The following is a 25,809-nucleotide window of genomic DNA, read 5'->3' as shown; positions in this document are numbered from 1 at the left end:
GTCAACGTCCTCTTCGACGGCGACGCTCTTTGCTCAGGTGTACGGCCCAGCCGCCGACCACGAGGACACCGGCACAGATCGCGCTCTGGACCCAGGTGAAGGGCTCGTTCCGTAGTCGGCCGAGGAGCCAGAGGAGCACGAGGCAGACGGTCCAGTGGCCGAGCCAGAGCAGGCCCTCGTACCAGAGCGGCAGGGTGTCCTCGTCCCGGACGGGTGACCGGGGAGGGTCCCAGCGGAAGCCTCCGGCGCGCGCGTAGTGGGCCTGACGGCGGCGTTCGAAACGGCAGAAGAGCCAGATGAACAGGCCCCCGCACAGCCCGATCACCGCCGCCTGGAGCAGCCGCGCCGGATCGTGGAACGCGGCCAGGGCCCAGCCGGCCAGACCTCCGACCAGAGCACGCCGAAGACCGTTCCGGTGCCCACCGGATGCCGGGCCGGGAACACCTGCGCCCTCGGGGGCGGCTCCGCCCCGCCGAGGCCCCGGTCGAATCTCAGGAATGCCTGCCGCAACCTCTCCAGGACCCCGTTCTCCACCGCCCAGCCCCTTCCCGCCCCGTCTGTCGGCGAGCACCGCCGCGTGATCAGCTTGGGGTGTGGAGACCATCATCGCCAGTGGCATAGCCGTACTCGGGACCCTGCTCGGGTCGGGCCTGACCCTCGCCTACCAGCAGCGCGCCACCGACCGGACCCACGCGTTCACCCGCCGGGAGAAGCTCCGCCAAGAGCGCCTCGACGCCTACTCCGTGTTCGCCGGCGCCCTTCTCAACTACCGCCGCTCCCTCGTCCACCTGTGGTTCTGCGAGCACGAACAGCCCCCGCCCGAGGACCCCGACACGGTCCGCGTCCGCGCGTACGACCTGCGGTCCGCCGCCCAGGAAGCGCTGTTCCGCGTGCAGATGCTCACGCCCGACGACGAACTGAGCCGGACCGCCGAGGCCGTCCTCGCCGACGTCACCGCCGTCCTCAAGACCGACAGCAGACCGGAGTTCGACGCCCGCCGGGTGCGGACCCGGGACGCCATCGCCCTCCTCATCAGCACCGCCAAGCAGCATCTTTAGCACTGCAGAGCCAGGGCGAGTGCGCTTGTAACGCGCGGGTGTGGTGCCACAAGTGGCGGTCTCCGCCCATGTCAGGAACGTACAAGACCGACCCGGTCCGAGCGCGGCATGCTCGTGAAACCGGCCGGAGCGCCTGAGAGATCGCTCCCGGTCGACCGGCCTTGAGGAAGGATGCCGTATGCCCGTGCCCGCTGTTCCTGTCAACCTCGCTGACAAGCTGTCGCAGTTCAGTGAGCTGTGGTCGCAGAAGAAAGTGGCTGTGCTGAACGACTACGAGGTCAAGCTGGCCAAGCTGAAGGGGGAATTCGTCTGGCACACCCACGACGACACCGATGAACTGTTCCTGGTCATCAGCGGGCGCCTCACCATCCAACTCAGGGATGCGGATGTGGTGCTGGACCCGGGCGAGTTGTTCGTGGTTCCCCGCGGAGTCGAACACTGCCCCGTGGCCGACGAGGAGACCGCGATCCTGTTGTTCGAACCGGCGGGAACGCTCAACACCGGTGACGCGGGTGGGCCGATGACCAAAGCGGCCGAATTCCTCGGCTGACATGCAGGGCGTGGGGGCCCGAGCCGCACAGGCCATCCGGGCTGCCCCGGTGGTCCTGCTGTCCCTGCCACCCGCGCCCTCACGCCCCCACCACCCCGTCCACCCCTTCCCGCAGGAAGTCCGCGTGGCCGTTGTGGCGGCCGTACTCCAGCAGGACGTGGATCATGACCATGCGGAGCGAGACCTCCTCGTTCCAGCGCGGTTGGTGGCCCACGAGGTCCAGGGACTCCGCCTCCCGTTCGATGCGCCGCGAGGTCTCCACCTCCGCCTCCCACGCCCCGAACGCCTCCGCCCGCGTCGAGGTGCTCGCGTCGTACGCCGCCTGGAAATCGATCTCCTTCGACCACACCATCGGCGCGGAGTGATCCTCGAACACCCGCCGGAACCAGGCGCGTTCCACCTCCGCCATGTGCCGCACGAGACCCAGCAGGGACAGCGTGGACGGAGGCATCGACCGCCGGCGGAGTTCCTCGTCCGTCAGCCCCGCGCACTTCATGGCAAGCGTCGCGCGGTGGTAGTCGAGGAACGCGCGGAGCGTCTCGCGTTCGGTGCCGCGGTGCGGCGGACCCACGCGGTCGTCGAGGTCTTCGATGCGTTCAGGGCGTTCGATTTCTTCGGTCACCCGTCATGCTTACCTGACCGCGGCCCCCGGCGCGCCGCCCCCAACACCCTCGGAAGCCGGTGAGGGCGCCCGTCCCCACGGGCCCTCACCGGCGGTCCTGCCCGGCGGCCGTCCCTCGGTTTCCCCGGTCCGGCCGCCGTTTCCGTCACCGCGCGTCTGACGCGCGCCGCTCCCGCGTCAGACGCGGACCAGCGACCTGTCCTCGTCGCCCTTGCCGTCCTCGTGGTCCTTGCCGTCCTCGGTCGGCTTCCCCGCCGCGTCGTCGTGTGCCCGCAGGCCCTCGCCCTCGACGTCGACGTTGGGCAGCGCCCGGTCGAGCCACTTCGGCAGCCACCAGGCCCGGTCGCCCAGCAGGGCGAGGACGGCCGGGACGATGGCCATGCGGACGACGAACGCGTCGAAGAAGACGGCGATGGCGAGACCGAAGCCGATCATCTTGATCATCGACTCGCCGGAGCCGATGAAGCCGGCGAAGACGGCCATCATGATCGCCGCGGCGGCCGCGACCACCCGGGCGCTGTACCGGAAGCCGGTCACGACGGCCTGGTTCGGGTTCTCACCGTGGACGTACGCCTCGCGCATCCGGGTCACGAGGAAGACCTCGTAGTCCATCGCCAGGCCGAAGACGACACCCACCATGAAGATCGGCATCATCGACATGATCGGGCCGGTCTCCTCGACCCCGATGAGTCCCGCCAGCCAGCCCCACTGGAAGACCGCGACCACGGCGCCGAGCGCGGCGAGCACGCTGAGCAGGAAGCCGAGGGCCGCCTTCAGCGGCACCAGGATCGACCGGAAGATCACGATCAGCAGGAGGAAGGCGAGGCCCACCACCAGCGCCAGATACGGGACCAGCGCATCGGTGAGCTTCTGCGAGAAGTCGATGTTCATCGCGGTGGCGCCGGTGACCAGCACCTTGGCGTCGGTGTCGGTCGCCACGTCGGCGCCCGTGTCCCGGATGGCGTGCACCAGGTCCTCGGTCTGCGTCGAGGACGGCTTGGACTCGGGGACGACCGTGATCATCGCGGTGTCCCCGGCCTTGTTGAACGTCGCCGGGGTCACCGTCACGACGTCGTCGAGCCCTTTGATCCCGTCGGTCACCGCGGTGGCGGCCTGCTTCGGGGACGCGCTGTCCCGGGCGTCGACGACGACCATCAGGGGGCCGTTGAAGCCGGGCCCGAAGCCCTCGGAGAGCAGGTCGTACGCCCGGCGCTGCGTGGTGGACGTCGGCTGCGAACCGTCGTCGGGCAGACCCAGTTCGAGCTGGGTGGCCGGCAGCGCGATCGTGCCCAGGCCGACCACGCCGAGCAGCAGCACGGCGACGGGGCGGCGGACGACGAAGCTCGCCCAACGGGTGCCCAGGCTGGGCCTCACCGCGGCCGCGTCCTCGGCGGAGCCGTCGGCGGAACCCTCCGTGGAGCCCTTCGTGGAGCCCTTCGACCCACCCCGTCCGAACAGCCCGCGGCCGCTCTTCCCCTTCTCGCCGGCCGGACGGACCTTGCGCCCCGCGTAGCCGAGCAGCGCCGGGATCATGGTGAGGGCGATGAGGACCGCGACGACGACCGTGCCCGCCGCGGCGAGACCCATCTTGGTCAGCATCGGGACGTTGACGACCGCGAGACCGGCCAGGGCGATCACGACCGTGAGCCCGGCGAAGACCACCGCCGAGCCGGCGGTGCCGGCGGCACGGCCGACCGCCTCCTCGCGCTCCCGGCCCTCGGCCAGTTCGGAGCGGTAGCGGGAGACGATGAACAGCGCGTAGTCGATCCCGACCGCGAGGCCGATCATCAGGGCGAGGGTGGAGGTGGTGTCGCCGAGGTCGAGCGCGCTCGCGAGGGCGGTGATGGTGGCGACACCGATACCGACGCCGATGATCGCCGTCAGCAGCGGCAGCCCGGCCGCGACGAGCGAGCCCAGGGTGACGACGAGGACGACGGCGGCGATGGCCAGGCCGATGATCTCGCCGGCGACGGCGGTCTCGGGCTCGGGCTGCAGGGCGTCACCGCCCATCTCGACGGTCAGCCCGGCGTCCTGCGCCTTGTGCGCGGTGGCCTCCAGGGACTCCTTGGAGGCGTCCTCCAGCTCCATGGCCGGAACCTTGTACGTCACCGAGGCGTAGGCGATCGTCCCGTCCCGGCTGACCGCGTTCGTGGTGAACGGGTCGCTGACGGCGACGACCTCGGAGCCGTCGCGCAGCTCTCCGACGGTCTTCTCGACGATGCGCTTGTTGGCGGCGTCGGCCATCTTCTCGCCCTCGGGCGCCTTGAAGACGACGCGGGCGGTGGCGCCGTCGGCGCTCATCCCGGGGTAGCGCTGTTCCAGCAGGTCGAAGGCCTTCTGGGCCTCCGTGCCGGGGATGGAGAAGGAGGACGAACCCGCGGCGGGCGCGGAGGCGGCGCCGACGCCCGCGAGCGTCAGCAGTGCCACCCAGATCAGGACGACGAAGTGTCGTCGCCGGAAGGCGAGTCGACCGAGTTTGTAGAGGAATGTGGCCACGGGGGCGGTACTCCCGTTCAAGTCGTGGACGTGCGGAGGGCAGGACGGATCGGCCCGTGCCGTGGGGAGGGGGCGGCAGGGCGGGGCAGCAGGGCGTGGCGGGGCAGGGGTGGTCAGCCCGACGACATGAGCGGTGGGCAGGTGGGGATGCGCGGCGAACCGCGGTGAGCTACCGAGAGGTTGACGCGCCGAGGGCGGGGAGGACGACGGCGTCCAGGTACGAGCGGAGGAAGCTCTGCGTGGGCGGCCGGTCCTCGATCATGCCCCGCGCGACGAAGGCGCCGACGAACATGTGCACCACGTAGTCGATGGCGGGGTTGTCCGGTTGGACCTCGCCCCGGTCGACGGCGCGCTGCACCACACGGCGGATCTCCACCATCTCCGGCTCGATGATCACTTCACGGAAGGCCTTCAGCAGGTCGGGGTTTCCGTGCACGGCCATGGCCAGACCCCGCATCAGCGCGTTGTTCTGTTCCATTTCGCAGTCATCGGTGCTCATCACCAGGGCGTGCAGGTCGCCCCGCAGGGACCCGGTGTCGATGGAGCCGATGTCGGCGCCCGGCTTGCTGTGCCGCATGGCCTTCGCGACCAGCTCGGCCTTGCCGCCCCACTGGCGGTAGAGGGTGGCCTTGCTGGACCGGGTGCGGCCGGCCACGGCGTCCATGGTGAGGGCGTCGTAGCCGACCTCCCGGAGGAGGTCGAGGACGGCGGCGTAGAGCTCGGCCTCGCGCTCGGGCGTGATCCGACTGCGGCGCGCCGTCGCGGTCTCAGTCATCCCACTCCCCTTGCTGCGGTTACGCGTTCGAGACGACAAGGCTACCGGCCGGGCGGCATCCCACGGATGACACCGGACGGACACCCCGCCTCACGAACGAAACGGTTTCGTACGCTTAAGACGATACCCCGAGACCGAAGAAAACGAAACCGTTTCGTTCGCGTGGTGGGTCACCCGGTAGGGGTCGGTGGGTCACCCCGTAGCAGTCGCCGGGTCGCCCGGGTTGAAGTTGCCGGTGTCCCCCGGCCGGAAAAGCATGGGTGGGTGAGCGACACCTACGAGCAAGGAACGGGTCGGGACCCCGGCTACCTCCGCCACCCCCACCTCAGCGGCGACCGCCTCTGCTTCGTCGCCGAGGACGACCTGTGGCTGGCCCCGCTGGACGGCTCGGACCGCGCCTGGCGGCTCACCGTCGACCGTACGAAGGTCGCCACACCGCGTTTCTCGCCCGACGGCCGGCACATCGCGTACACGAGCTGGCGGAGCATCCTCCCGGAGATCCATCTGACCCCGGTGGACGGCGGCGCCCCCGCCCGTCGGCTCACCCACTGGGGCAGCCCCGACACCGAGGTCCGCGGCTGGACACCCCCGGACCGGGAGGGCCGCTCGGACATCCTGGCGGTCGCCTCCCACGGCGAGCCGTTCTCGCACTTCACCTGGGCCTACAAGGTAGGCATCGACGGCGACCCCGGCCGCAAACTGCCCTGGGGCCCGGTCTCCGACATCCAGTCCGCCGAGATCGACGGCGAGCGCCGCACCCTGCTGCTCACCGGCACACCCCCGCACGAACCGGCCTCCTGGAAGCGCTACCGGGGCGGGGCCATGGGCCGTCTCTGGCTGCACGGCGAGCGGCTGCTGGCCGACCTCGACGGACATCTGCACTCCCCCCTGTTCGTCGGCGGCCGGATCGTCTTCCTCTCCGACCACGAGGGCGTCGGCAACCTCTACTCCTGCGCGTACGACGGCTCCGACCTGCGCCGCCACACCGACCACGACGCCTTCTACGCCCGGCACGCGTCGAGCGACGGCACCCGGGTGGTGTACCAGTGCGCGGGCGAGGTGTGGCTGGTCGACGACCTCGCCGCCGACGCCGTGCCGCGCCGCCTCGACGTACGGCTCGGCGGTGCGCGCACCGGGCGGCGGCCGTACCAGGTGCCGCCGGCCCAGCACGTCGACGGCATCTCCGTGGACGACACGGGCCGGGCCAGCGCGGTCGTCGTCCGCGGCAGCCTCTACTGGCTGACCCACCGCGACGGCCCGGCCCGGACCATCGCCGACACCCCGGGCGTCCGCGTCCGGCTGCCGGAGATGCTGGGTTCCGGCGGCCGGGTGACGTACGTGACCGACGCGGACGGCGAGGACGCGATCGAGATCGCCCACCTGCCCGGGGCCACCGGCGCCCGCGAGCCCCGTCGCCTCGCCTCCGGCGGCCTGGGTCGCGTCCTGGAACTGGTGTCCGACCCACGCGGCGAACGCCTCGCCGTCGCCTCGCACGACGGCCGTGTGCTCCTGCTGACCGTGCCCGACGAGGCGGCGGCCGCCGGGGGCACCGAGGAGTCGGACGGCGAGGTCACCGAACTCATCACCTCCCTCAACGGCCCCGTCCGCGATCTCGCCTTCTCCCCCGACGGCGCCTGGCTGACCTGGTCCCACCCGGGCATCGGCCGCACCCTGCGCCAGATCAAGATGGCCCGGATGAAGGACGGGGTGGTCGTGGACGTCACGAACGGCCGCTTCGAGGACGAGAACCCGGTGTTCACCAGCGACGGCCGCTACCTCGCCTTCCTGTCCTGGCGCGGCTTCGACCCGGTGTACGACGTGCACACCGGCGACCTGTCCTTCCCGCTCGGCTGCCGCCCCTACCTGGTCCCGCTCTCCTCCGCCACGCCCTCCCCCTTCGCCCTGAACCCCGACGGGCGGCCGGTCGCCGGGGGCATGGACCCCACCGAGGACGAGAACACCGACGGCACAGTGACCGTGGAGACCGAGGGCCTGGAGAACCGGGTCACGCCGTTCCCGGTCACCGCCTCCAAGTACTCGGCGCTGTACCCGGTCGCGGGCGGCGGCCTGGTGTGGCTGCGCTGGCCGATCTCCGGCGCCCTGGGCGAGACCTTCGCCAACCCGGACGACATGACCGGCCGCCCGACGCTCGAATACTTCAACATCAGCAAGGCGAAGAGGTCCGAACTCGTCGACCATCTGGACTGGTTCGCGGTCAGCGGCGACGGCTCACGGCTCGTCGTCGTGGACGAGGGCGACCTGCGGGCCGTCCCCTCCACCGAGTCCGGCGACGGCGACTCGACCGTCTGGATCGACCTGCGGCGCATCCCGCACGAGGTCGACCCGGGCGCCGAGTGGCGCCAGGCGTACGAGGAGGCCGGCCGGCTGATCCGCGCGTACTTCTGGGACCCGAGGATGAGCGGCATCGACTGGGACGGGGTCCTCGACCAGTACCGCCCGCTGGTCGAACGGGTCGCGTCCCCCGACGAGTTCGCGGACCTGCTGCGGGAGGTGCTGGGCGAACTCGGCACCTCCCACGCCTATGTCTCCCCGGCGCGCCGCAACGAGGGCCCGCCCCACTACCAGCGCCGACAGGGCTTCCTGGGCGCCAACTTCGTCCGCCGGGACGACGCGTGGACGATCCGCCGCATCCTGCCCGGTGACTCCTCCGACTCCAAGGCCCGCTCGCCCCTGGCCGGCACCGGCATCCGGGAGGGTGCGGTCCTCACCCATGTCGACGGCCGCCCGGTCGACCCGACGACGGGTCCGTACCCCCTGCTGGTGGGCGCGGGCGGCACGACGGTCGAGCTGACCTTCACCCAACCCCCTTCCGGGGAGGGCGCGTCGGACCCCGCCGACCCGGAGGCGGCGGGCCGCTCCCGCCGTGTCGCCGTGGTCCCCCTCCTCGACGAACGGCCCCTGCGCTACCAGGACTGGGTGGCCAAACGCCGTGCGGTCGTACGGGAGTTGAGCGGCGGCCACTGCGGCTACCTGCACATCCCGGACATGGGCGGCTCCGGTTGGGCCCAGTTCAACCGCGACCTGCGTATGGAGGTCTCCCGGCCCGCCCTGATCGTCGACGTGCGCGGCAACGCGGGCGGCCACATCAGCGAACTGGTGGTGGAGAAGCTGACCCGCAAGATCCTCGGGTGGGACCTGACGAGGAACGCGCAGCCGGTGTCGTACGCGTCGAGCGCCCCGCGCGGTCCCGTCGTCGCCCTGGCCGACGAGGCGACCGCCTCCGACGGCGACATGATCACCACCGCGTTCAAACTCCTGGGACTCGGCCCGGTGGTGGGCCTGCGCACCTGGGGCGGTGTCGTCGGCATGACCGGCCGCCACCAGCTCGGCGACGGCACGGTCATCACGGTCCCGATGAACGCCGCCTGGTTCGACGCGTACGGCTGGACCGTCGAGAACCGGGGCGTCACCCCGGACCTGGAGACCCTGCGCACCCCCCTGGACTGGGCCGAGGGCCGCAACACCCAGTTGGAGGCGGCGGTGAACCTGGCCCTCGACCTCCTGAAGACCCACCCCGCGGCGGACCCCCCGGACTACAGCAACGTCCCGAACAGGGCCCGCCCGCCACTGCCGCCGAGGGCGATCCCGTAGAGAGACGCCCGGGAACGCTCGAAGACGGACGCTCGAAGACGGAAGACGCCCGGGAACGCGCGAACGGAAGACGCCCCTGAACGCGCGAACGCGAGGCACCCTCCGCTCAAGGAGGGCGCCCCGCGTCTCACACGGCCGGGGCCGGGTGCGGGAGTTACGCGTCGAAGTCCTGGCGGACGCGGTCTTCCTCGTCCCGCATCAGCCGCTCCGACTCCTCGTCACGGCGCCGCGCGCCGCGCTCCGGCTGGCCGTGCTCGCGCTGGGGCCGGCCGGACTCGCGCTGCGGCTGCCCGTGCTCGCGCTGGGGCCGGTCGTGCTCGCGCTGCGCCTGCTGGTGCTGACGTTCGGACGCGCGCTCACCAGGCCGCTGAGCCCGCTGCCGCTCCTCGGGCGACTGCCCGGCCTTCCGCTTCAGCTGCTCAGCCTTGTCCTGGAACTGGTCCTTCATGCCCATGTGGATTCACTCCCGTTTGTGGGTGAGGGGATCGGGCCTCGACCAGACAAACACGCACGGACATCCCACGCATTTCGATCAGTGACGCTCGGTGACCCAGAGCTATTCCGGCTCCGTGGCCCCGACCCCCCGCGTCCGCTCGTCCGCGGCCCCACCGGCCCCCACCAGCCCCTTCGCCACCCCGCGCAGCCGCGGCTCCATCCGCCGCACCTCGCGCGGCGCGAACGTCCCGATGAGCCCAGGGAGATACCCGCGCACACCCTGCATCCCCCGCAGCCACCACTGCCCGTACACATGGCTGGACCGCCGCTCGATCCCGGCGACGAACCGGTCCACGGCCGGCCCCAACGGGTACGTCTTCCCGGCCGGCCACGGCAGCCGCTCCCGCAACTCCCGCATCGCCTCCTCCTTGTCGGCCCCGCGCACCATGTCCGTGTCGGTCCAGGACAGATACCCGACCCCGACCCCGACTCCCCGGTGCCCGACCTCGGCGCGCAGACAGTGCGCGTACGCCTCGACACCCGACTTGGACGCGCAGTACGCCGTCATCATCGGCGCCGGGGTGATCGCCGCGAGGGAGGCGATCTGCAGCAGATACCCCCGGCTCTCGATCAGCGCCGGCAGGAACGCCCGCCCGGTGACGGCCGATCCGACGAGGTTGACCTCGATGACCCGCCGCCAGGAGTCGGGGTCGGAGTCCACGAACGGCCCGCCCGTGGCGACGCCCGCGTTGGCGACGACGATGTCGACCCGCCCGAACCGCTCCTTCACCTCTGCCGCGACCCGCGTCATGACCTCGTGGTCGGTCACATCGGCGTGCCAGTACTGGCTCTCGCCGTACAGCCGCTCCGACACCCGCTTCAGCTCGTCCGGTTCGAGGCCGACGAGCGCGACCTTCACCCCCCGCACCGAGAGCTTGCGCGCCAGGAGTTCCCCGACGCCCCGCGCGGCCCCGGTGACGACCGCGACCCGCCCCTCCAGGGTGCTGCCGTTGCTCATGCGCCCGCCTCCTCCAACTCGTCCCGCCCGGCACGTACGTACAGCGCGGCCAGCTCGCGTATGCGCGCGGTGACTGCCTCCGGCGCCTCCACCGGCGCCATGTGTCCGACCCCGGTCAGCTCGCTCACGCCCACGCAGTCGGGCAGCGCGGCGGCCAGCGCCCGCGCGTGCACGGGCGGCGTCATCCGGTCCGCGGTGCCCACGATCACGGCCGTCGGCACCGTCAACGCCCGTACGCCGTGGTCGAGATCGAGCGAGGCGAGGACGTGCGACCAGGCGTGCCGCACCCTGGCAGGGCACGAGTGCACGATCCGCGCGCACGCCTCGACCATCACGGGCGACGAACCGGGGCCCATGGTCGCGTACTTGAGGATCCGCCGGGCGATCGGTGTGACCGGCCCGAGCGGCGCCCGGGAGCCGAGGACCTTCCGGGTCAGCCAGGCCCGCACGCGCCCCGGCCCCAGCGGCACGACCAGCGACTCGTCGACCAGCCGCGAACTGCCCGTGCTGCACAGCAGGACCGTCGCCGCGTGCTCCTGGAAGCCCGGTCGGCCGGCGGCGGCCATCAGCGTCATCCCGCCCATGGAGTGCCCGGCCAGCACCGCCTTCTCGCCCGGCGCGAGTGTCGCCGCGAGCACCGCCTCCAGATCGTCGGCGAGACCGTCCGCGCTGCACACGGCGGACGCGGGGCTGCGCCCGTGCCCGCGCTGGTCGTAGACGACGACCCGATGGTCGACGCAGAGGTCCCGGACCTGCGCCGCCCAGTACGCCGTCGAGCAGGTCCAACCGTGGACGAGCACCACCGTCGGCGCATCCTGCGGACCGTGCAGCTCGACGTGCAGCCGCGCCCCGTCGGCGGACACGGCCGCCAACTCCCGGACGGCTGCGGGCGGCGCGTAGGGCCCGTGCTTCACATGCGTCAGTCGGGTCACGCTCCGGCCTCCACCTTCTCCGTGTCCGTCGCCCCGCCGCTGTTCCTCGTACCCGGCGGGGCGGCCCGCACCACCTCGTACTCGCTCAGGTCGACCCGCCGGGTCGCGCCGCGGAACTCGGTGGTCGTACCCGGCCAGACGGTCGTGTTGCGACCGCTCGCGTCGAGGTACCAGCTGGTGCAGCCGCCGGTGTTCCACACCGTGCGCTCCATGCGCTTCTGCACCCGCTCGTTCCAGGCGTCGACGGCGGCGGGCCGGGCGTCGAGGGCCACGCGGCCCCCGAGCACGTCCAACTGCCGTACGAAGTCGGCCATGTAGTTCAGCTGGGACTCGATCATCAGGATCATGCTGGAGTTCCCCAGACCCGTGTTGGGTCCGATGATCGTCATCCAGTTCGGGAACCCGGCCGCGGACGCCCCGCGCAGCGACCGCATCCCCCCGCCCGCCCAGGACTCGGCGAGCGTGCGCCCGTCGGCGCCCACCACCCGGTCTGCGATGGGCATGTCGGTGACGTGGAACCCGGTGCCGAAGACGATCGCGTCGACCTCGGCGGCGGACCCGTCGGCGGCGACGAGTGTGGAGCCGTCGACCTTGGACAGCCCGGACGCGATGACGTCGACGTTGGGCCGGGTGAGCGCCGGATAGTAGGTGTTGGACAGCAGGATGCGCTTGCACCCGATGCGGTAGTCAGGGGTGAGCCGGGCCCGCAGCTGCGGATCCGCGACGCTCCGGGCCATGTGCCGCTTCGCCATCCGCTCCACCAGCCCCAGCTGGTTCGGCCGCTTGGTGAAGGCCTGCACCTGCAACTCCCGTACGCCCCACAGCAGTCCGCGCCGGGCCTGCGCGGTGAACGGCAGCTGCTTGTGCAGCCACTTCTCGGCCCCGCTGATGCTGCGGTCGACGCGCGGCAGCACCCAGGGCGGGGTCCGCTGGAAGAGAGTCAGCCGGCCGACCTCGGGCTGGATCGCCGGCACGATCTGGATCGCGGAGGCACCCGTACCGATCATCGCGACCCGCTTGCCGCGCAGGTCGTAGCCGTGGTCCCAGCGGGCGGAGTGGAACGCCTTGCCCGGGAAGGACCCGAGCCCCGGCAGCTCCGCCTCGGTCGGCAGCTTCGGATCGGACAGCGGCCCGGTCGCGGAGACGACGAAGTCGGCGGAGAGCGCCCCACCGCTGGTCTCGATGTCCCAGCACAGCCGCTCCCCGTCCCAGGCCATCCGCAGCACCTCGGAGCCGAAGCGGATGTGCGGCCGCAGCCCGAAGACGTCCGTGACGTGCTCCAGATAGGCCCGGATGTGCTCCTGCCCGGAGAAGGCGCGCGGCCACTCGAAGTTGGGGGCGAAGGAGAACGAGTAGAGGTGGGAGGGCACGTCGCAGGCGCACCCGGGATAGTCGTTGTCCCGCCAGGTGCCGCCGACCGACCCCGCCCGCTCCAGGACGACGAAGTCGGTGATCCCCTCGCGCCGCAGCCGCACGGCCGCCCCGAGCCCGCCGAACCCGGAGCCGATCACCGCCACCCGCACATGCGGCCCGTTCCCGCCCCTGTGCCCGCCCATCCGGTACCTCCACGCCTCATCGCGTGCGCACACCGCGTTCGCACCATGTCCGCGCCAGTAATCACTGGCGCAATGGGGAGCGTAGGGCAGGACCGTACCGATGGGTAGGGGTTGGGCCCTCTGGAGTTACCAGCGGTACGACATAGGCTGCGCGGGTGGCAGAAGCAGCGGCAGGAGACACGGCGGAAGACCCGGCAGCAGAAGGCGAGCGGCACGAGTACCGCATGGAACAGCTGGCCGAGGCGGCCGGCATCACCGTCCGCACCCTGCGCTTCTACCGGGAGCGCAAACTGATCCCGCCGCCCCGCCGCGAGGGCCGCATCGCCTGGTACGACGACACGCACCTGGCCCGGCTGCGCACGATCGCGGCCCTGCTGGAGCGCGGCCACACCCTCAGCGGCATAGCGGAGCTGGCCGAGGCGTTCGACCAGGGCCGCGACGTGGGCGACCTGCTGGGCCTCGGCGTCCCCACCGAGGAGACCCCGGTCCGCCTCACCCCCGAGGAACTGGCCGACCACTTCGGCGACCAGGCCACCTCGGAGAACCTCGCCGCCGCCCTCGACCTCGGCTACCTCGGCACCGACGGCGGTGAGATCGTCCACATCAGCCGCCGCCTCCTGGACGTCTCGGCCGCGCTGGTCCGTGAGGGCGTCCCCCTCGCCGACGTGCTCAGCGCGGGCCGCCGCGTCCGCGAACACGCCGAGGCCCTGGCCGCCCTCTTCACCGACCTCATCCTCACCCAGCCGGGCCGCACCACCGAGGACCTCGCCCGCCTGCGGCCACTGGCGAAGAGCGTGGCGGAAGCGGAACTTTCTCTGGCGATGGACCGGCGACTGCGGGAGTCGACAAATACACAAGGCGGGAACTGAACCCCCACGGGCGCGACTTTCACCCGAAAGGGTGAGGAGAATCGATTCGACGGCTCATCGGATGAGCTACGGTAAGCACATTCGTCGTTCAGACGTTTCCCTCTCGGATCCCCTTTCGAACCAGGAGAGAAGTGAACCGCGCACTCACCATCAGCATTGCCAGTGCCGCATTCTTCGTCATGAACATGGCGGTCGCGCGCGCAGAGTGCATCTGGTGACCCCACCGGCTCTCACGAGCCGGTAGCACCCCAGTCGTCGAACACGCGGCCCAGTTCAGCCGCCTCCCCGTCCGCCCCGAGCCTCCGGTACATCGCCAGCGCGCGTTCCGCGTGGGCTCGGGCGGACGGGACGTCGTTCATTCGGAGGCTCACCCGGGAAATACCGGCCAGCGCCCGCGCCGAGCACAACGAATAACTGTGCTCGTGCGCGATGGAAAGTGCCTTCCGATAGGTCTCCAGCGAGATGCCCCACCGCCTCTCCCTGTAATGCGTGTCAGCAATTCCGAGAAGCGCTCTCTGCCGCTCGTAGGAATTGTCGATACGCCGGGCCACCTTCTCCGCCGCGCCGAAGTGGTCCAGGGCGTCCTTCGTGCGACCGGAACCCGCACAGGTCTCGCCCAGCGAGATCAGGGTGTTGACCTCACCGATGGCGTCCCCGCCCGCCCGATGGCTGGCCAGGGCCCGGCGGAAACAGGCGAGTGCCCGCCCCGGCTGACCGGTGGCGGAGTACACGGCACCGAGATTGGTGTCGAGGATCGCGAGGTCCTTCTTCCCTCCGATGTCGCGCATCAGGACGAGGGCGTGCTCGTAGTGGTAGCCGGCCTCCTCGGGGAGCCCGAGGGCGAGCCGGATGTCCCCGAGGTTGTTCCACGCGACGGCCTCACCGTGACGGTCACGCAGTTCCCGGTTGATGCCGAGCATGGTCCGGAAGCAGTGCGTCGCCTCGGTGTACTCCGCCCGGTGCACCCTCGCCGTGCCCTGCACATTGAGGGTGGCGGCGATGCCATGGGGGTCGTCGACAGCGCGGTAGAGGACGAGGCACCGGTCCAGTTCCCGCAGACACGCCTCGCCGCGGCCCGCCCCGAGATGGGCACGGCCTATCTCGAGCAGCGCGTCGGCCCGGCCCCGGGGGTCACCGAGCTCCTCGAACAGGGTCAACGCCTCGGTGGCGTGCTCCAGAGCCGCGTTGTGGTTCTCCCGGGCGAGGACACTCGCCCGCTCCACCAGGGTCCGGGCGAGGGCCGGCCGGTCCTCGCCCGAGCGCAGCGCGATCAACGCCGCCGCCTGCAGCTCGGCGGTGATGTCGTGCGTGCCCCAGCGTTGCAGGGAGTGCGCGAGGACGTGCGGGAAGAGCGCCGCGTACTCGGGGAACTCCGCCGCGGCCGTACGTGCCACCGCCAGCAGGTTGCCTCGCTCCACGGTCAGCCACACCGACGCCTCCTCGGCGGCGGACCCGGTGGGCGGCTCCGCGGCGAACCCGGGGGTGACCGGTGCGATCAATTCCCTCGGGACGCGTCGTCTGCGCCGTCGCGGGTGGGCGAGCCGGTCCGCCCGGTCGGCGGCCGTGAGGTAGTACGACAGCAGCCGCCGCAGCGCCCCGCGCCGCTCGGTCGGCGGATCCTCCCGGCGACCGAGACGGCCGGCGAACGCACGGGCCAGATCGTGGAGTTGATAGCGGTCCCGGACCGGTTCGTCCAACAGGTGGCGGTCCAGCAGGGTCTCGGCCGCGCGGCGCACCGCGCCGGGATCGACGTCCCCGGACAGCGCCATCGCCGCCTCCAGGGTGATGTCGGGGCCCGGGTGCAGCGCGAGCCGGCGGAACAGGCTGCGCGCCGAGGCGTCCAGATCGGCGCAGGACATCTCCAGAGCGGCGGCGACCCGTTCGTCGAACTCCTCCAACCGGTCGCCGGCCCCGTCCAGCCGGTCCGCGACGTACTCCAGGTCCCAGGTGTCCCGGTGCCGGAACCGGCTCGCGTGCAGCTGCAGGGTGAGCGGATGCCTGCCGCACAGTTCCACGACCCGGCGCAGGGCGACGGTGTCGGAGACCCGGGCCGCCCCCGCGATCCGGGCGAAGAGCGCACCGGCCTCCGTCACGGACAGCACGTCCAGCAACAGCGGCGTGGCGCCGTCCAGTTCGGTGAGCCGGTTACGGCTGGCGACGATCGCGCGGCAGTCCGGCGAGCCGGGCAGCAGCGGGCGGATCTGCTCGGCGTCCCGGGCGTTGTCGAGCACCACCAGGACCCGGTGCCGGGCGGTCCACTCTCGCCAGCGCGCGGCCCGCTCGTCCAGGGTGACGGGCAGCGGATCGGGCACTCCGACGGTGTGCAGCAGGAACGCCAGGGCGTCCGCGGGATCCTGGGGCGGTTGGTCGCTGTAGGCGCGCAGGTCCACGTAGAACTGGCCGTCCGGATAGCGCTCGCGCATCCGGTGCGCGGCGTGCACGATCAGCGCGGACTTGCCGACGCCGGGCATGCCGTGCACGACGGTGACCGGCAGCGCGGTCCCGTTGCCGTCGGGTCCGTGGGCGGCGAGCAGGAAGCCCAGCTCGCTCGCGCGGCCGGTGAAGTCCCGGGTGTCCCGCGGCAGACTGCTCCCCGGGTGCCCGGCGGCACGGTCCGCCGCCTGCGAGGCACCCCTCCCCCGGCCGGTCCCGGGCTCGGCCACCGCCGCGTGGTGCTCCCGCAGGGCGGGGTCCTGACCGAGGATCCGCCGCTGCAGTTCCTGGAGTTCGGTACCGGGGTCGATGCCGAGCTCCTCGTTCAGCCGCCGGCGCGTGGTGCGGTACAGGGCCAGCGCCTCGCCGTCCCGGCCGGACCGGTACAGGGCCAGCATCAGGGCCGTGACCGCCTGTTGGGCCAGCGGGTTCAGGGAGACCAGTTCATGGAGTTCGCCGAGGAGGTCGGCGTGACGGCCCAGCTCCAGTTCCAGCCGGATGCGTTCCTCGCGCACCCGGCGGTGGTCCTCGGTCAGCCGTGCCCGGGCGGACGCGGCCCAGTCGCCGGTGAACTCGGCGAACGGCTCCCCCCGCCACAGCGACGCGGCGGTGTGCAGCAGACCGACGGCGTACTCCCGGTCCCCGCGCCCGGCCGCCGCACGGGCCTCGTCACGCAGCCGCTGCAGCCGTACGAAGTCCACGTCGTCCGCGTGCCGGACGCGCAGCCGGTAGCGGCGCGGGGACGGGCGCTCCAGCACGGCCAGATCACCGACGGCGCGACGCAGCCGGGTGCGCAGCCGGGAGAGATAGGAGTGCAGCGTCTCCACGGCGGTAACGGGCACCTCGTCGTCCCAGACCCGTTCGACGAGCGTGTCGACGGCGACGGGATCACCCTGGGCGTACAGCAGGACCGCGAGCACCCGCCGCTCCTTCAGCGAGCCGAGCGGGTACTGCCGTCCCCCTTGCCACAGTTCGAGCGGCCCGAGCGCAAGAAGGTGCACCACTTCCCCCAGGTGGTTCGCTTCGTCCAGGCGCGTGCCTCGGTCGTGCTGTCCTCGCACCGGCGGTCTCCGCACGGGCGGCCGGTGGGTCGTACATCTGTCCACCAGATGTCTCACTGTCGCCACCGCGCCTGACTGAACAGAGGTGCAAAGCAGGGCGCACAGTCGCGCGAAGGGGCGCACGAAGCATGCCGACGGACCCGCACGCCCGAGGTGCAAGATTTCTGCAAGCCGGCCGTCCACCCGTCCGGGGAGACGCAGTTACAGCGGCCGGCGACGAGCTGCCGGTCCGCACCTCAACTCTGTTGCTTCACGGGGGAGTGCAAATGAGCCTGCTGATGCCGGACGCCGACCGGCGCCCTGCCGTACCCCTGCGTCTGGATGTCGAGCGCTGGGCGACCTTCCGTATCCGCAAGCGGGTGCTCGCGGTGGTCCACACCGTGACCTCCGCCCGGAGGCTGCTGGACGCGGTCCGACTGCTGGAAGGGGACCCGCGGGTGCAGGTGCTCTTCACGGTGGCCGGTGACGTCTTCAACCACGGCGTGGACGAGTTCCTGGAGAACACCAGGGCTCTCGTCGTGCCGTGGGGACAGGCGGTGCACACCCGCTTCGACCTCGCGCTGACCGCGAGCTACGGGAGCCTGCACGAACTGAACGTCCCGGTGATCGTGCTGCCGCACGGCGCCTCGTACAACAAGCGCGTCTCCGTCCCCGACGACCGTCGCGGCCGTCCTGGCCGTCTCCCCGCGGTGCGCGAGGTGTACGGGCTGGGCCGGCAGTGGCTGGTCCGCGACGGAGTGGTGGTGCCCGCGGCGATCGTCCTGGCCCACGAGGACGACCGCACCCGTCTGGGCCGGGAGTGCCCCGAGGCCCTGCCCGTGGCCGAGGTGGTCGGGGACCCCTGCTACGACCGCGTCGCGGCGAGCCTGCCCGCCCGGGACCTGTACCGGCGCGCGCTCGGCGCGGCGCCCTGGCAGGAGCTCGTCCTCGTCTGCTCGACCTGGGGCCCCGAGTCCCTGCTCGGACGGCACTGGGACCTGCTGGAGCAACTGGCCGACCAGCTCCCCCGGGAGGACTTCCGCATCGTCGTCATGCTGCACTCGAACGTCTGGAACGCCCACAGCGAATGGCACATCCGCAGCGCGTTCGCCGGCCTCAGCCGCTGCGGCATCGGGCTGGTCAGCCAGCACGCGGAGTGGTGCGGCGCCGTCGTCGGGGCCGACTACATCGTCGGCGACCACGGCTCGGTGTCGCTGTACGGCACGATGACGGGCGCCCGTCTCCTGGCCGCCGGCTCACCGGACACCGACCTCGACCCCGCCTCGCCCATGGCGGAACTGCGCTCGCTGGTGCCGTGGATCGACACGGGCCGGCCGTTGCTCCGACAGCTGCGGCAGAGCTCCGTCGCCCACCGCCCGGACCGGTACGCGCGGGTCGCGGCCCGGATCAGTTCGGAACCGGGCCGGTTCGCCCGGCGGATGCGCGCGCTGCTCTACCGGAAGCTGCGGCTGCGCGCGCCGGTCGCCCGCCCCGCCGCGGAGGCGGCGCCGCCACCGGTCCTGGTGCGCTATGGCGTGCCGGGCGGAGCCGGATCGTGAACACAGCGGGAGAGGAGACACTGCGCCCCTGGGGCCGGTACGTTCGGATCACTCCGCCCGGCCCGCCCGGCCCGCCCGGCCCGCCCGCGCTCGTCGACGAGCATCTGCGGGTGGAACTGCCCGCCCCCTGGCCCTGGCCCGCCCTCGCCGACGTGCTGGTGGCGCCGGGATCGGGAGACGCCGCGGCCGACGCGCTGGCCGCCGCCCACCCGGGCACGGCGGTGGTGGCGGTGCACACCGGAGCAGGGAGGTGCTGGCTGCGCGTGGGTCCCCACGGCCGCGTACCGATACGGCTGCACCTGACCGAACGACACGCGGCCGTACACCCCTGGCCGGTCTGGGCGTCCCTGGCCCACACATGGCTGGTGACAGGCACCCACTGAACGACACACACCAGTCCACCGGCCTCCGCCCCGAAGCCGGTCCAGCCATCGACACCACCGGACGCCGACGACCGGGACGGGCGCCCGGCAACACCCGTCCCGCCGGTCGCCCCGGTCATCCGGCTGCACCCACCCCGCCGGACCCGCCGACCTCCCCGGCCATCCGGCAGCACCCACCCGCCGGTTACCGGCCGGCCGATCACCCCGGTCACCTGGCGGCATCGGCCTGGGCATCGGCGTCGCTGGCGGCCGAGGCACCGGCACCGGCGTCGCTGTCGACCGAAGCGTCGGCATCGGCATCGGTCAACAACCTCAACCGTTCGCGCAGTTCGTCGGCCTGCCCCGGCCGGCCCGCCGCGGTGGCCAGCGCGAGGGCCCGGCCGTAGCGCTCCCGGGCGAGGGCACGCTCACCGCGGCGCTCGGCGACCTCGCCCAGCACACCGAGCGCCCGGGCCGTCTCGGAGTCCGCCCCCACGGCGCCCAGAGCGTCGAGCGCCCCGGAGAGCAGACGTTCCGCCTCGTCGAGCCGGCCCCGAAGCAGGGCGGACCGGCCGAGCAGCGTGGCGGCCCTCGCGGCGTTGTAGGGGTCGTCCACGGCCAGCAACGTCTCCCGTGCGGCCACGGCCGCTTCGGCTGCCCGCTCCGGACGGCCGAGGTCGAGGTCGACGTCGGCGGCGTTGAGCCGGGCGAGCCCGCCGGCGCGTTCGTCCCCGTGTCTGGGCAGTTCGACGGCCGCGCGGGCGAACAGTACGGCCGCTTCGTCCAGTTGCCCCAGCCGCTGGTGGGCCAGTCCTCGGTAGTTGAGCGTACGGGCGTGGCCGAGCATGTCGCCGATGGAGGCGAACAGCCCGGCCGCCTCCTCGAACATCTCCAGCGCCCGCCCGTGCCCGCCGCTCCCCAGAGCGCCCTGGCCCCCGGACGTCAGCATCCGGCACGCGGCCTGGGTGTCGCCCACCTCGCGCGCCGCCACCAGCCCCTCCTCGTACGCGGCGAGCCACTCGTCGTAGTGCTTGCGGCGGACGAAGAGCGGCCCCATGGCATCGGCGAGCTGCCAGCAGGCCTCCGCCGCGCCCGCCGCCCTGGCACGGCGGATCACCGCCATCAGCTGGGGCAGTTCCCGCTCCAGCCAGTCCAGTGCGGCCCGTGGTCCGGGCCCGGGGTCGCCCTCGACGACAGGACCGAGGCCGTAGGACCGCTCCCGCAAGGGGTGGTACGGCTCGACGGCCTTCTCCGCCCGGGTCGCGGTGGCCACATAGTGGTCCGCGAGCCGGCGGAACGCGGCCGCCCGTTCCGCCTCGGACTCGTCCTGCGCGGCTTTCTCGGCCGCGTGCAGCCGGACGAGGTCGTGGAAGCGGTACCGGTCCTCGCCCACGTCGATCAGCAGATTGGCGTCGTACAGGTTCTCCAGCGCACGCTCCGCGCCGGGTGGCCCGGTGGCGCCCGCGGGTCCCGGCCCGGTGGCGCCCGCGGGTCCCGGCCCGGTGGCGCCGACGGACCCCGGCCCGCCGTCGGCGGACCCGCGAGCCAGAACCGCCGTCGCGACCGCGCTCTGGAACTCGCGTCCGGGATGCAGGCCGAGCAGCCGGTAGAGCCGGGCCGACGTCTCGGGCAGGCCCCGGTACGACAGATCCAGCGCGGCACGCACACCGTGATCCCCCTCGATGGCGAGCCCGTCGAGTCTGCCCTGCTCGGCGGCGAGGGCCCGCACCATCGCGCCGATGCGCCTGCCCGGCCGGGCGGCGAGCCGTGCGCCCGCGACCCGGACGGCGAGCGGCAGCCCCGCGCACAGCCGCACGAGGGCTCGGGCGTCGTCGGTCTGGGTGGCCACCCGGTCGTCGGCGAGCGTCGCCGCGAGGAGTTCCAGCGCCGCCTCCGGTGCGAGGGGCTCCAACTGCAGTTGGTAGCAGCCTTCGAGCGCCAGGCCGGACATCCGCCGACGACCGGTCACGACGGTGAGGGTGCGGCCGCCCGGCAGCAGCGGCCGTACCTGCGCCGCCGTCGCCGCGTCGTCGAGGAGGACCACGAGCGCGCGCTCGGCGGTCAACGACCGGTACAACGCCGCCCGTTCCTCCGGCTCATGCGGAACCTGTCGCGGCGGCACACCCAGGCCGCGCAGGAATCCGCTCAGCACCTCGCCGGGATCGGCCGGTCCGGACGGCGACTGGGCGCCCAGGTCCGCGTACAACTGGCCGTCCGGGAAGTCGGGCCGCAGCCCGTGCAGCCAGGAGAGGGTGAGGGCGGTCTTTCCCACCCCGCCCAGCCCGCTCACCGCGGCGAGGACGGGATGCCCCCTGCGGGACACGGAGGCGCGGTGGTGCTCCAGTCGCTCGACCTCGGCCGTGCGAGCGGTGAGCGGCACCGCGGGCGGCAGTTGCCACGGAACCGCGGTGCGCGGCCGTGCCGCGACCGCCTCGCCGGTCCTGACCTGGACCCCGCCGTACACGACGGCGGCCTGCACGCTGGGACCGTGCACGACGCCGCTCAGCTCGTTGTGGCCGCCTGGCCCCTGCCCCCGCACGTGTCCCCCTCCGGCCGGTAAGCACCGTCCCCTGGGGATGAGTCTTTCCGCACAGCAATCGAACAACCGATGCAGTGCGGCACAGAGTGTCAAGGATCTGTGATGTCGGTCGCTCGCCCGGCACGCATCGGACGCCGGACGCCGGGCGAGGCAGCTCTCAGAGGTCGTAGACGACCGTCACCGGCGCGTGGTCCGACCACCGCTCCGCGTGGGTCGCGGCGCGCTCCACCAGCCCCTTGACCGCCTTGTCGGCGAGCCCGGCCGTGGCCACGTGGTGGTCGATCCGCCATCCCGAGTCGTTGTCGAAGGCCCGCCCCCGGTAGGACCACCAGGTGTAGGGCCCCTCAACGTCGGGGTGCAGGGCGCGCAGCACATCGACGTACGCCCCGTCCGCCTCGTCGAAGACCCGGTCGAGCCAGGCCCGCTCCTCGGGCAGGAACCCGGCGTTCTTCTGGTTCGCCCGCCAGTTCTTGAGGTCGGCGGGCCGGTGGGCGATGTTCCAGTCGCCGCAGACGACGACCTCGCGCCCGTCGGCGGCCGCGCGCTCGCGCAGTTCCTTCAGGTAGGCGAGGAACTCGTCCATGAACCGGACCTTCTCGTCCTGCCGGTCGGTCCCGACCTCGCCGGAGGGAAGGTAGAGGCTGGCGACGGTGACACCGGGCAGATCGGCCTCGACGTACCGCCCGCTGCCGTCGAACTCGGCCGATCCGAAGCCGACCCGCACCCTGTCGGGCTCGCGACGGCTGTACAGCGACACACCCGCGCGCCCCTTGGCGGCGGCCGGGGCGTGCACCACGTGCCACCCCTCGGGCTGCCGCACCCCGGCGGGGAGCTGCTCCGGCTCGGCCCGCACCTCCTGGAGGCAGAGCACGTCGGCCGAGGTCCCGGCGAGCCACTCCACGAAGCCCTTCTTCGCGGCGGCCCGCAGCCCGTTCACATTCACAGAGGTCACAGTCAGCACCCGGGCACGATACCCGCACCTTGGACAAGGTCCAGATATGGAGCATGCGCATGCATAGATGTACGATGCTTGACATGATTATCCGCCGGGTCCCTTTCGACCACCCCGACGCCGTCAAGCTCAACGACGAGGTCCAGGCCGAGTACAGCGTCCGCTACGGCGACGAGGGCGACGCCACCCCCATGGACCCGGCGCACTTCGTCCCCCCGGCCGGGCTGTACCTGATCGCCTACGACGAGCACGACAGCCCCGTCGCCACGGGCGGCTGGCGCGCCCAGGACACCAATGACGAGGGGTACCAGGACGGGGACGCCGAGATCAAGCGGATGTACGTCACCCCCGGCGCCCGGGGCCTGGGTCTGGCCCGCCGCATCCTGGGCGAACTGGAGGCCGACGCCCGTGCCGGCGGCCGCACCCGCATGGTCCTGGAGACCGGCTCCAAGCAGCCCGAGGCCGTGACCCTCTACACCTCCAGCGGTTACGAGCCCTGCGCGAAGTTCGGCCACTACCGCTTCCACGAACTGAGCCTCTGCTTCGCCAAGCCACTCCACCCCTGACGCCGGGCCCGTAAATCCCGGCGCCCATCGGGGTGTCGGGCCCCTACGGTGCGCCCGTGAGGAAGAACACCCGCCTTCGCCGTCTCGTCGTGGACGACACCACCTGGCACTGGACCGTCCGTCAACGCTCCCGCGTCGCCTACGACCACTGCCACCTGAAGCTGTCGCTGTACCCCGACGGCCCCCGGGGGCGCCGTCTGGTCCTGCTCTTCAGCCCGGAGCGGAACCGTGCCGTCTCGAACTGCTACTTCGACTCCGGCGCCCTGGTCCACCTCTCGGACCACACGTACCTCAACCTCCACGAGCCCGGCACGGTCCGCCGCCTCCTGGACGCCGCCGCCCCGAACCTGGCCCTCCACCCGGACGCCCACACGGTCGAGGTGAACGGCTGGCCGTACTTCGACGCCATCGCACAGCCGGCACCGACCGCCGACGCCCTGTCCTGACAACACGTCAGAGCCCCAGTGGTTTTCACCACTGGGGCTCTGATCTGTGCGTGGGGTGTTCACGAGTGCTGATGAGCTGCACTGACAAAAGGCCTTGAAGATCGTTCCCCACGCCCTCGAAGATCGTTCCCCACCGGCCCCACATGAAGTCGGTGCCCCGAGTGCGAGGAAACAGCGCTCGGTATTCGACCCCATGCCCTGCTCGATCTCCCGCATACGTGCGCGATCGTCGCCGAGAGGCCCAACCCCGGCCCGAGCACCTCAACGGTGGACGCCTACGACGCCACCGCGCTCACCTTCTACCCGTGCCAGGTGACTCGCCGCTGCAGTTCAGCGCACGCCCATCTCGTACCCCCTGAAGAATCAAGGCTACTGCCAAAAGCTACTTGGAGACGATAATTCTGTTCACTCCAGGAAGAGAAGAAGGTGATTCATCATCGTACCAGGCATATTCGAGCCCGGATAGCACGCCAGCCCGAACCCAAAGAAGGATTTCGCCGACGAGTTCACCGGAGTCGTCAACTACCACAGCTTCCACCGGTGCGACTCCTGAGGGAATAGGAGCGATGGGGAAATCTCCAGATACCTTAAAATCGGCACTCACAGATCCATCCCCCCATTGAGCCACTACCTCAACTTTATCCAGCTGCTGGCGGAGTTCTGCGGAACCTGGAAAATCAGCCGCCAGCAAGGACTCCACGACTGCCCGTTCCGCTGAATTCAGCGGGCGAGACTCAACAGGGATAGGCATCGCGCACACTCCAACTCATCTAAAATCTCGCCCGTTACGATCCTGGGAACTTCTCGGGGATAAACGCCGCCCCAATTCTTGGCACCCCATTAACCACAGCCCCTCGGATTGTTACGTTTTCACCATCGATGACACGATCAACCTTGAATCTCCCAGATTGCGGCCAGTCATCTACGTCACCAAGGCTGTCCACGATTCGCCGCATAGCTTGCTCGCGGCCGCCAGAACGCCCGACCAGGTCAGAGAATCCATGCTTCTCCGGGTCGATTACATGTTCAAGCTTTGCTGGGGTTCTGGCCGACTGGAAGGTCTGATCCAGAATTCCTGGAGGGCAACTACTCAGGTTGAACTCGTAGAGCCTGCGGGGTCGTGACGGTTCATGATCCCTGCGGTACGACGGGATCATGCGGTACGCACAGAGGGGCGGCTATACGCCCGCCGAGCAGGAGAAGCGGGAACAGCTGAGGCTGGAGGCGGCCGAGCGGTTCGAGCGCGGTGATGAGGCCAGGGTGATCGCGGCCGATCTGCGGGTCACGGAGCGGACGGTGCGGCGGTGGCGCAAGGTGTGGCGCGAGGGCGGGGGCGCGGCGCTGGAGTCGAAGGGGCCGGTGTCGCGGGAGCGGCTGTCGGTGCGGGAGTGGGACCGGCTGGAGGCGGAGCTGAAGCGTGGGCCGCTGGCCCACGGCTTCACCGATGACCAGCGGTGGACGCTGGGCCGGATCAAGACGCTGATCGGCAGGTTGTTCCACAAGGGCTACACGATCCAGGGGGTGGCCAAACTGCTGAAACGGCACGGCTGGTCCTGCCAGGTCCCGGTGCGCCACGCGATCGAGCGCGACGAGGCGGCCATCGAGATGTGGAAGGACGAGGTGTGGCCGCGGTTAAAAGGACAGCGGCGGACCTGGGCGCCTACATCTGCTTCGAGGACGAAGCGGGCCAGGGGCTGAGGCCGCCGAAAGGCCGCACCTGGGCACCGCGCGGAGCACGTCCGGTGGTGCGGGTGCGAGGTCGGGGAAACGGCCGGGTCAACATCGCCGGCGCCGTCTGCTACCGGCCAGGAAACCGCCCGCACTTCTTCTACCGGCTGCACGTCTACCACGGCCGCAGGGGCGAGCCGAAGACGTTCGCCTGGCACGAGTACCGCGACCTGATCATCGCCGCCCACCAGCAGCTGGGCGCCCCACTGGTGTGGTGCTGAGACAACCTCAACGTCCACCTCGCCAAGGAACTCGCCGCCT

At 71.5% G+C, this 25,809-nt stretch carries 22 protein-coding genes; 10 read left to right on the top strand and 12 right to left on the bottom strand.

Annotated features, from left to right (window positions below; translation table 11 throughout):
• Nucleotide 1 precedes the first annotated feature (1 nt).
• Nucleotides 2–325: a hypothetical protein gene (locus tag P8T65_RS27370; RefSeq protein ID WP_316727874.1), complete on the bottom strand. Its 324-nt coding sequence runs from the start codon at nt 323–325 to the stop codon at nt 2–4.
• 268 nt (nt 326–593) lie between these two features.
• Here P8T65_RS27370 and P8T65_RS27365 point away from each other — a divergent pair, with 268 nt between their 5' ends.
• Together P8T65_RS27365 and P8T65_RS27360 are read left to right on the top strand one after the other, a co-directional pair.
• A complete protein-coding gene (locus tag P8T65_RS27365; RefSeq protein ID WP_316727873.1) occupies nt 594–1,058 on the top strand; it encodes a hypothetical protein in 465 nt (154 codons plus the stop codon).
• A gap of 178 nt (nt 1,059–1,236) precedes the next feature.
• Nucleotides 1,237–1,608 (top strand): cupin domain-containing protein, encoded by a 372-nt coding sequence (locus P8T65_RS27360; RefSeq protein ID WP_316727872.1) that lies wholly within the window; start codon nt 1,237–1,239, stop codon nt 1,606–1,608.
• Nucleotides 1,609–1,687: 79 nt separating this feature from the next.
• Here the strand turns inward: P8T65_RS27360 and P8T65_RS27355 are convergent, their stop codons facing one another.
• From P8T65_RS27355 to P8T65_RS27345, 3 genes are all read right to left on the bottom strand, one after another.
• A complete protein-coding gene (locus P8T65_RS27355) occupies nt 1,688–2,230 on the bottom strand; it encodes a DinB family protein (RefSeq protein WP_399100406.1) in 543 nt (180 codons plus the stop codon).
• A 177-nt stretch (nt 2,231–2,407) separates the two neighbouring features.
• Nucleotides 2,408–4,726, bottom strand: a complete 2,319-nt coding sequence (locus P8T65_RS27350) for an MMPL family transporter (RefSeq protein WP_316727871.1) — start codon at nt 4,724–4,726, stop codon at nt 2,408–2,410.
• A 169-nt stretch (nt 4,727–4,895) separates the two neighbouring features.
• Nucleotides 4,896–5,501 carry a TetR/AcrR family transcriptional regulator gene (locus P8T65_RS27345; protein ID WP_316727870.1) on the bottom strand — a complete coding sequence of 202 codons (606 nt, stop codon included), beginning with the start codon at nt 5,499–5,501 and terminating at the stop codon, nt 4,896–4,898.
• A 264-nt stretch (nt 5,502–5,765) separates the two neighbouring features.
• Here P8T65_RS27345 and P8T65_RS27340 point away from each other — a divergent pair, with 264 nt between their 5' ends.
• The gene (locus P8T65_RS27340; RefSeq protein ID WP_316727869.1) at nt 5,766–9,113 is read left to right on the top strand and encodes a S41 family peptidase; all 3,348 of its coding nucleotides are present in this window, start codon (nt 5,766–5,768) and stop codon (nt 9,111–9,113) included.
• Nucleotides 9,114–9,267: 154 nt separating this feature from the next.
• Here P8T65_RS27340 and P8T65_RS27335 read toward each other — a convergent pair whose 3' ends face one another.
• The 4 genes from P8T65_RS27335 to P8T65_RS27320 all read right to left on the bottom strand — a co-directional run bounded on the left by P8T65_RS27335 (nt 9,268) and on the right by P8T65_RS27320 (nt 13,054).
• The gene (locus P8T65_RS27335) at nt 9,268–9,567 is read right to left on the bottom strand and encodes a hypothetical protein (protein ID WP_184893018.1); all 300 of its coding nucleotides are present in this window, start codon (nt 9,565–9,567) and stop codon (nt 9,268–9,270) included.
• 102 nt (nt 9,568–9,669) lie between these two features.
• Complete coding sequence (locus P8T65_RS27330) at nt 9,670–10,566, bottom strand: SDR family oxidoreductase (RefSeq protein WP_316727868.1); 897 nt, start codon at nt 10,564–10,566, stop codon at nt 9,670–9,672.
• Nucleotides 10,563–11,498: an alpha/beta hydrolase gene (locus tag P8T65_RS27325; protein WP_316727867.1), complete on the bottom strand. Its 936-nt coding sequence runs from the start codon at nt 11,496–11,498 to the stop codon at nt 10,563–10,565. Before P8T65_RS27325 ends, P8T65_RS27330 begins: the two co-directional genes overlap by 4 nt.
• The gene (locus P8T65_RS27320) at nt 11,495–13,054 is read right to left on the bottom strand and encodes an NAD(P)/FAD-dependent oxidoreductase (protein ID WP_316727866.1); all 1,560 of its coding nucleotides are present in this window, start codon (nt 13,052–13,054) and stop codon (nt 11,495–11,497) included. Before P8T65_RS27320 ends, P8T65_RS27325 begins: the two co-directional genes overlap by 4 nt.
• A 224-nt stretch (nt 13,055–13,278) precedes the next feature.
• Between P8T65_RS27320 and P8T65_RS27315 the strand changes: the two genes are divergently transcribed.
• Entirely contained in the window at nt 13,279–13,923 is a 645-nt protein-coding gene (locus tag P8T65_RS27315; protein WP_316731748.1) for a MerR family transcriptional regulator, read from the top strand.
• 230 nt (nt 13,924–14,153) lie between these two features.
• Here P8T65_RS27315 and P8T65_RS27310 read toward each other — a convergent pair whose 3' ends face one another.
• Nucleotides 14,154–17,360, bottom strand: a complete 3,207-nt coding sequence (locus P8T65_RS27310; protein WP_316727865.1) for a BTAD domain-containing putative transcriptional regulator — start codon at nt 17,358–17,360, stop codon at nt 14,154–14,156.
• Nucleotides 17,361–17,683: 323 nt separating this feature from the next.
• Here P8T65_RS27310 and P8T65_RS27305 point away from each other — a divergent pair, with 323 nt between their 5' ends.
• The gene (locus tag P8T65_RS27305; RefSeq protein ID WP_316727864.1) at nt 17,684–18,955 is read left to right on the top strand and encodes a hypothetical protein; all 1,272 of its coding nucleotides are present in this window, start codon (nt 17,684–17,686) and stop codon (nt 18,953–18,955) included.
• Nucleotides 18,952–19,338: a hypothetical protein gene (locus P8T65_RS27300; RefSeq protein WP_316727863.1), complete on the top strand. Its 387-nt coding sequence runs from the start codon at nt 18,952–18,954 to the stop codon at nt 19,336–19,338. Before P8T65_RS27305 ends, P8T65_RS27300 begins: the two co-directional genes overlap by 4 nt.
• A 208-nt stretch (nt 19,339–19,546) precedes the next feature.
• On the opposite strand, the gene P8T65_RS27295 is transcribed toward P8T65_RS27300, so the two are convergent.
• Together P8T65_RS27295 and P8T65_RS27290 are read right to left on the bottom strand one after the other, a co-directional pair.
• The gene (locus P8T65_RS27295) at nt 19,547–21,856 is read right to left on the bottom strand and encodes an ATP-binding protein (RefSeq protein ID WP_399100396.1); all 2,310 of its coding nucleotides are present in this window, start codon (nt 21,854–21,856) and stop codon (nt 19,547–19,549) included.
• 157 nt (nt 21,857–22,013) lie between these two features.
• Nucleotides 22,014–22,808 carry an exodeoxyribonuclease III gene (locus P8T65_RS27290; RefSeq protein ID WP_316727861.1) on the bottom strand — a complete coding sequence of 265 codons (795 nt, stop codon included), beginning with the start codon at nt 22,806–22,808 and terminating at the stop codon, nt 22,014–22,016.
• An 83-nt stretch (nt 22,809–22,891) separates the two neighbouring features.
• Here P8T65_RS27290 and P8T65_RS27285 point away from each other — a divergent pair, with 83 nt between their 5' ends.
• On the top strand, nt 22,892–23,374 hold the full coding sequence (locus tag P8T65_RS27285; protein WP_316731746.1) for a GNAT family N-acetyltransferase: 483 nt from the start codon (nt 22,892–22,894) through the stop codon (nt 23,372–23,374).
• A gap of 56 nt (nt 23,375–23,430) precedes the next feature.
• Nucleotides 23,431–23,820: a hypothetical protein gene (locus P8T65_RS27280; RefSeq protein WP_316727860.1), complete on the top strand. Its 390-nt coding sequence runs from the start codon at nt 23,431–23,433 to the stop codon at nt 23,818–23,820.
• 382 nt (nt 23,821–24,202) lie between these two features.
• On the opposite strand, the gene P8T65_RS27275 is transcribed toward P8T65_RS27280, so the two are convergent.
• Nucleotides 24,203–24,520, bottom strand: a complete 318-nt coding sequence (locus tag P8T65_RS27275; protein ID WP_316727859.1) for a hypothetical protein — start codon at nt 24,518–24,520, stop codon at nt 24,203–24,205.
• A 455-nt stretch (nt 24,521–24,975) separates the two neighbouring features.
• Here P8T65_RS27275 and P8T65_RS27270 point away from each other — a divergent pair, with 455 nt between their 5' ends.
• Both P8T65_RS27270 and P8T65_RS27265 read left to right on the top strand, forming a co-directional pair.
• Nucleotides 24,976–25,518, top strand: a complete 543-nt coding sequence (locus P8T65_RS27270) for a winged helix-turn-helix domain-containing protein (protein ID WP_316725431.1) — start codon at nt 24,976–24,978, stop codon at nt 25,516–25,518.
• A gap of 53 nt (nt 25,519–25,571) precedes the next feature.
• The gene (locus P8T65_RS27265; RefSeq protein WP_316727858.1) at nt 25,572–25,769 is read left to right on the top strand and encodes a hypothetical protein; all 198 of its coding nucleotides are present in this window, start codon (nt 25,572–25,574) and stop codon (nt 25,767–25,769) included.
• Nucleotides 25,770–25,809 lie beyond the last annotated feature (40 nt).

The organism is Streptomyces sp. 11x1 (genome assembly GCF_032598905.1).
Classification (GTDB): Bacteria; Actinomycetota; Actinomycetes; order Streptomycetales; family Streptomycetaceae; genus Streptomyces.
Note: the sequence above shows the minus strand (reverse complement) of the source record. Positions and strands in the feature narration are given on the sequence as shown.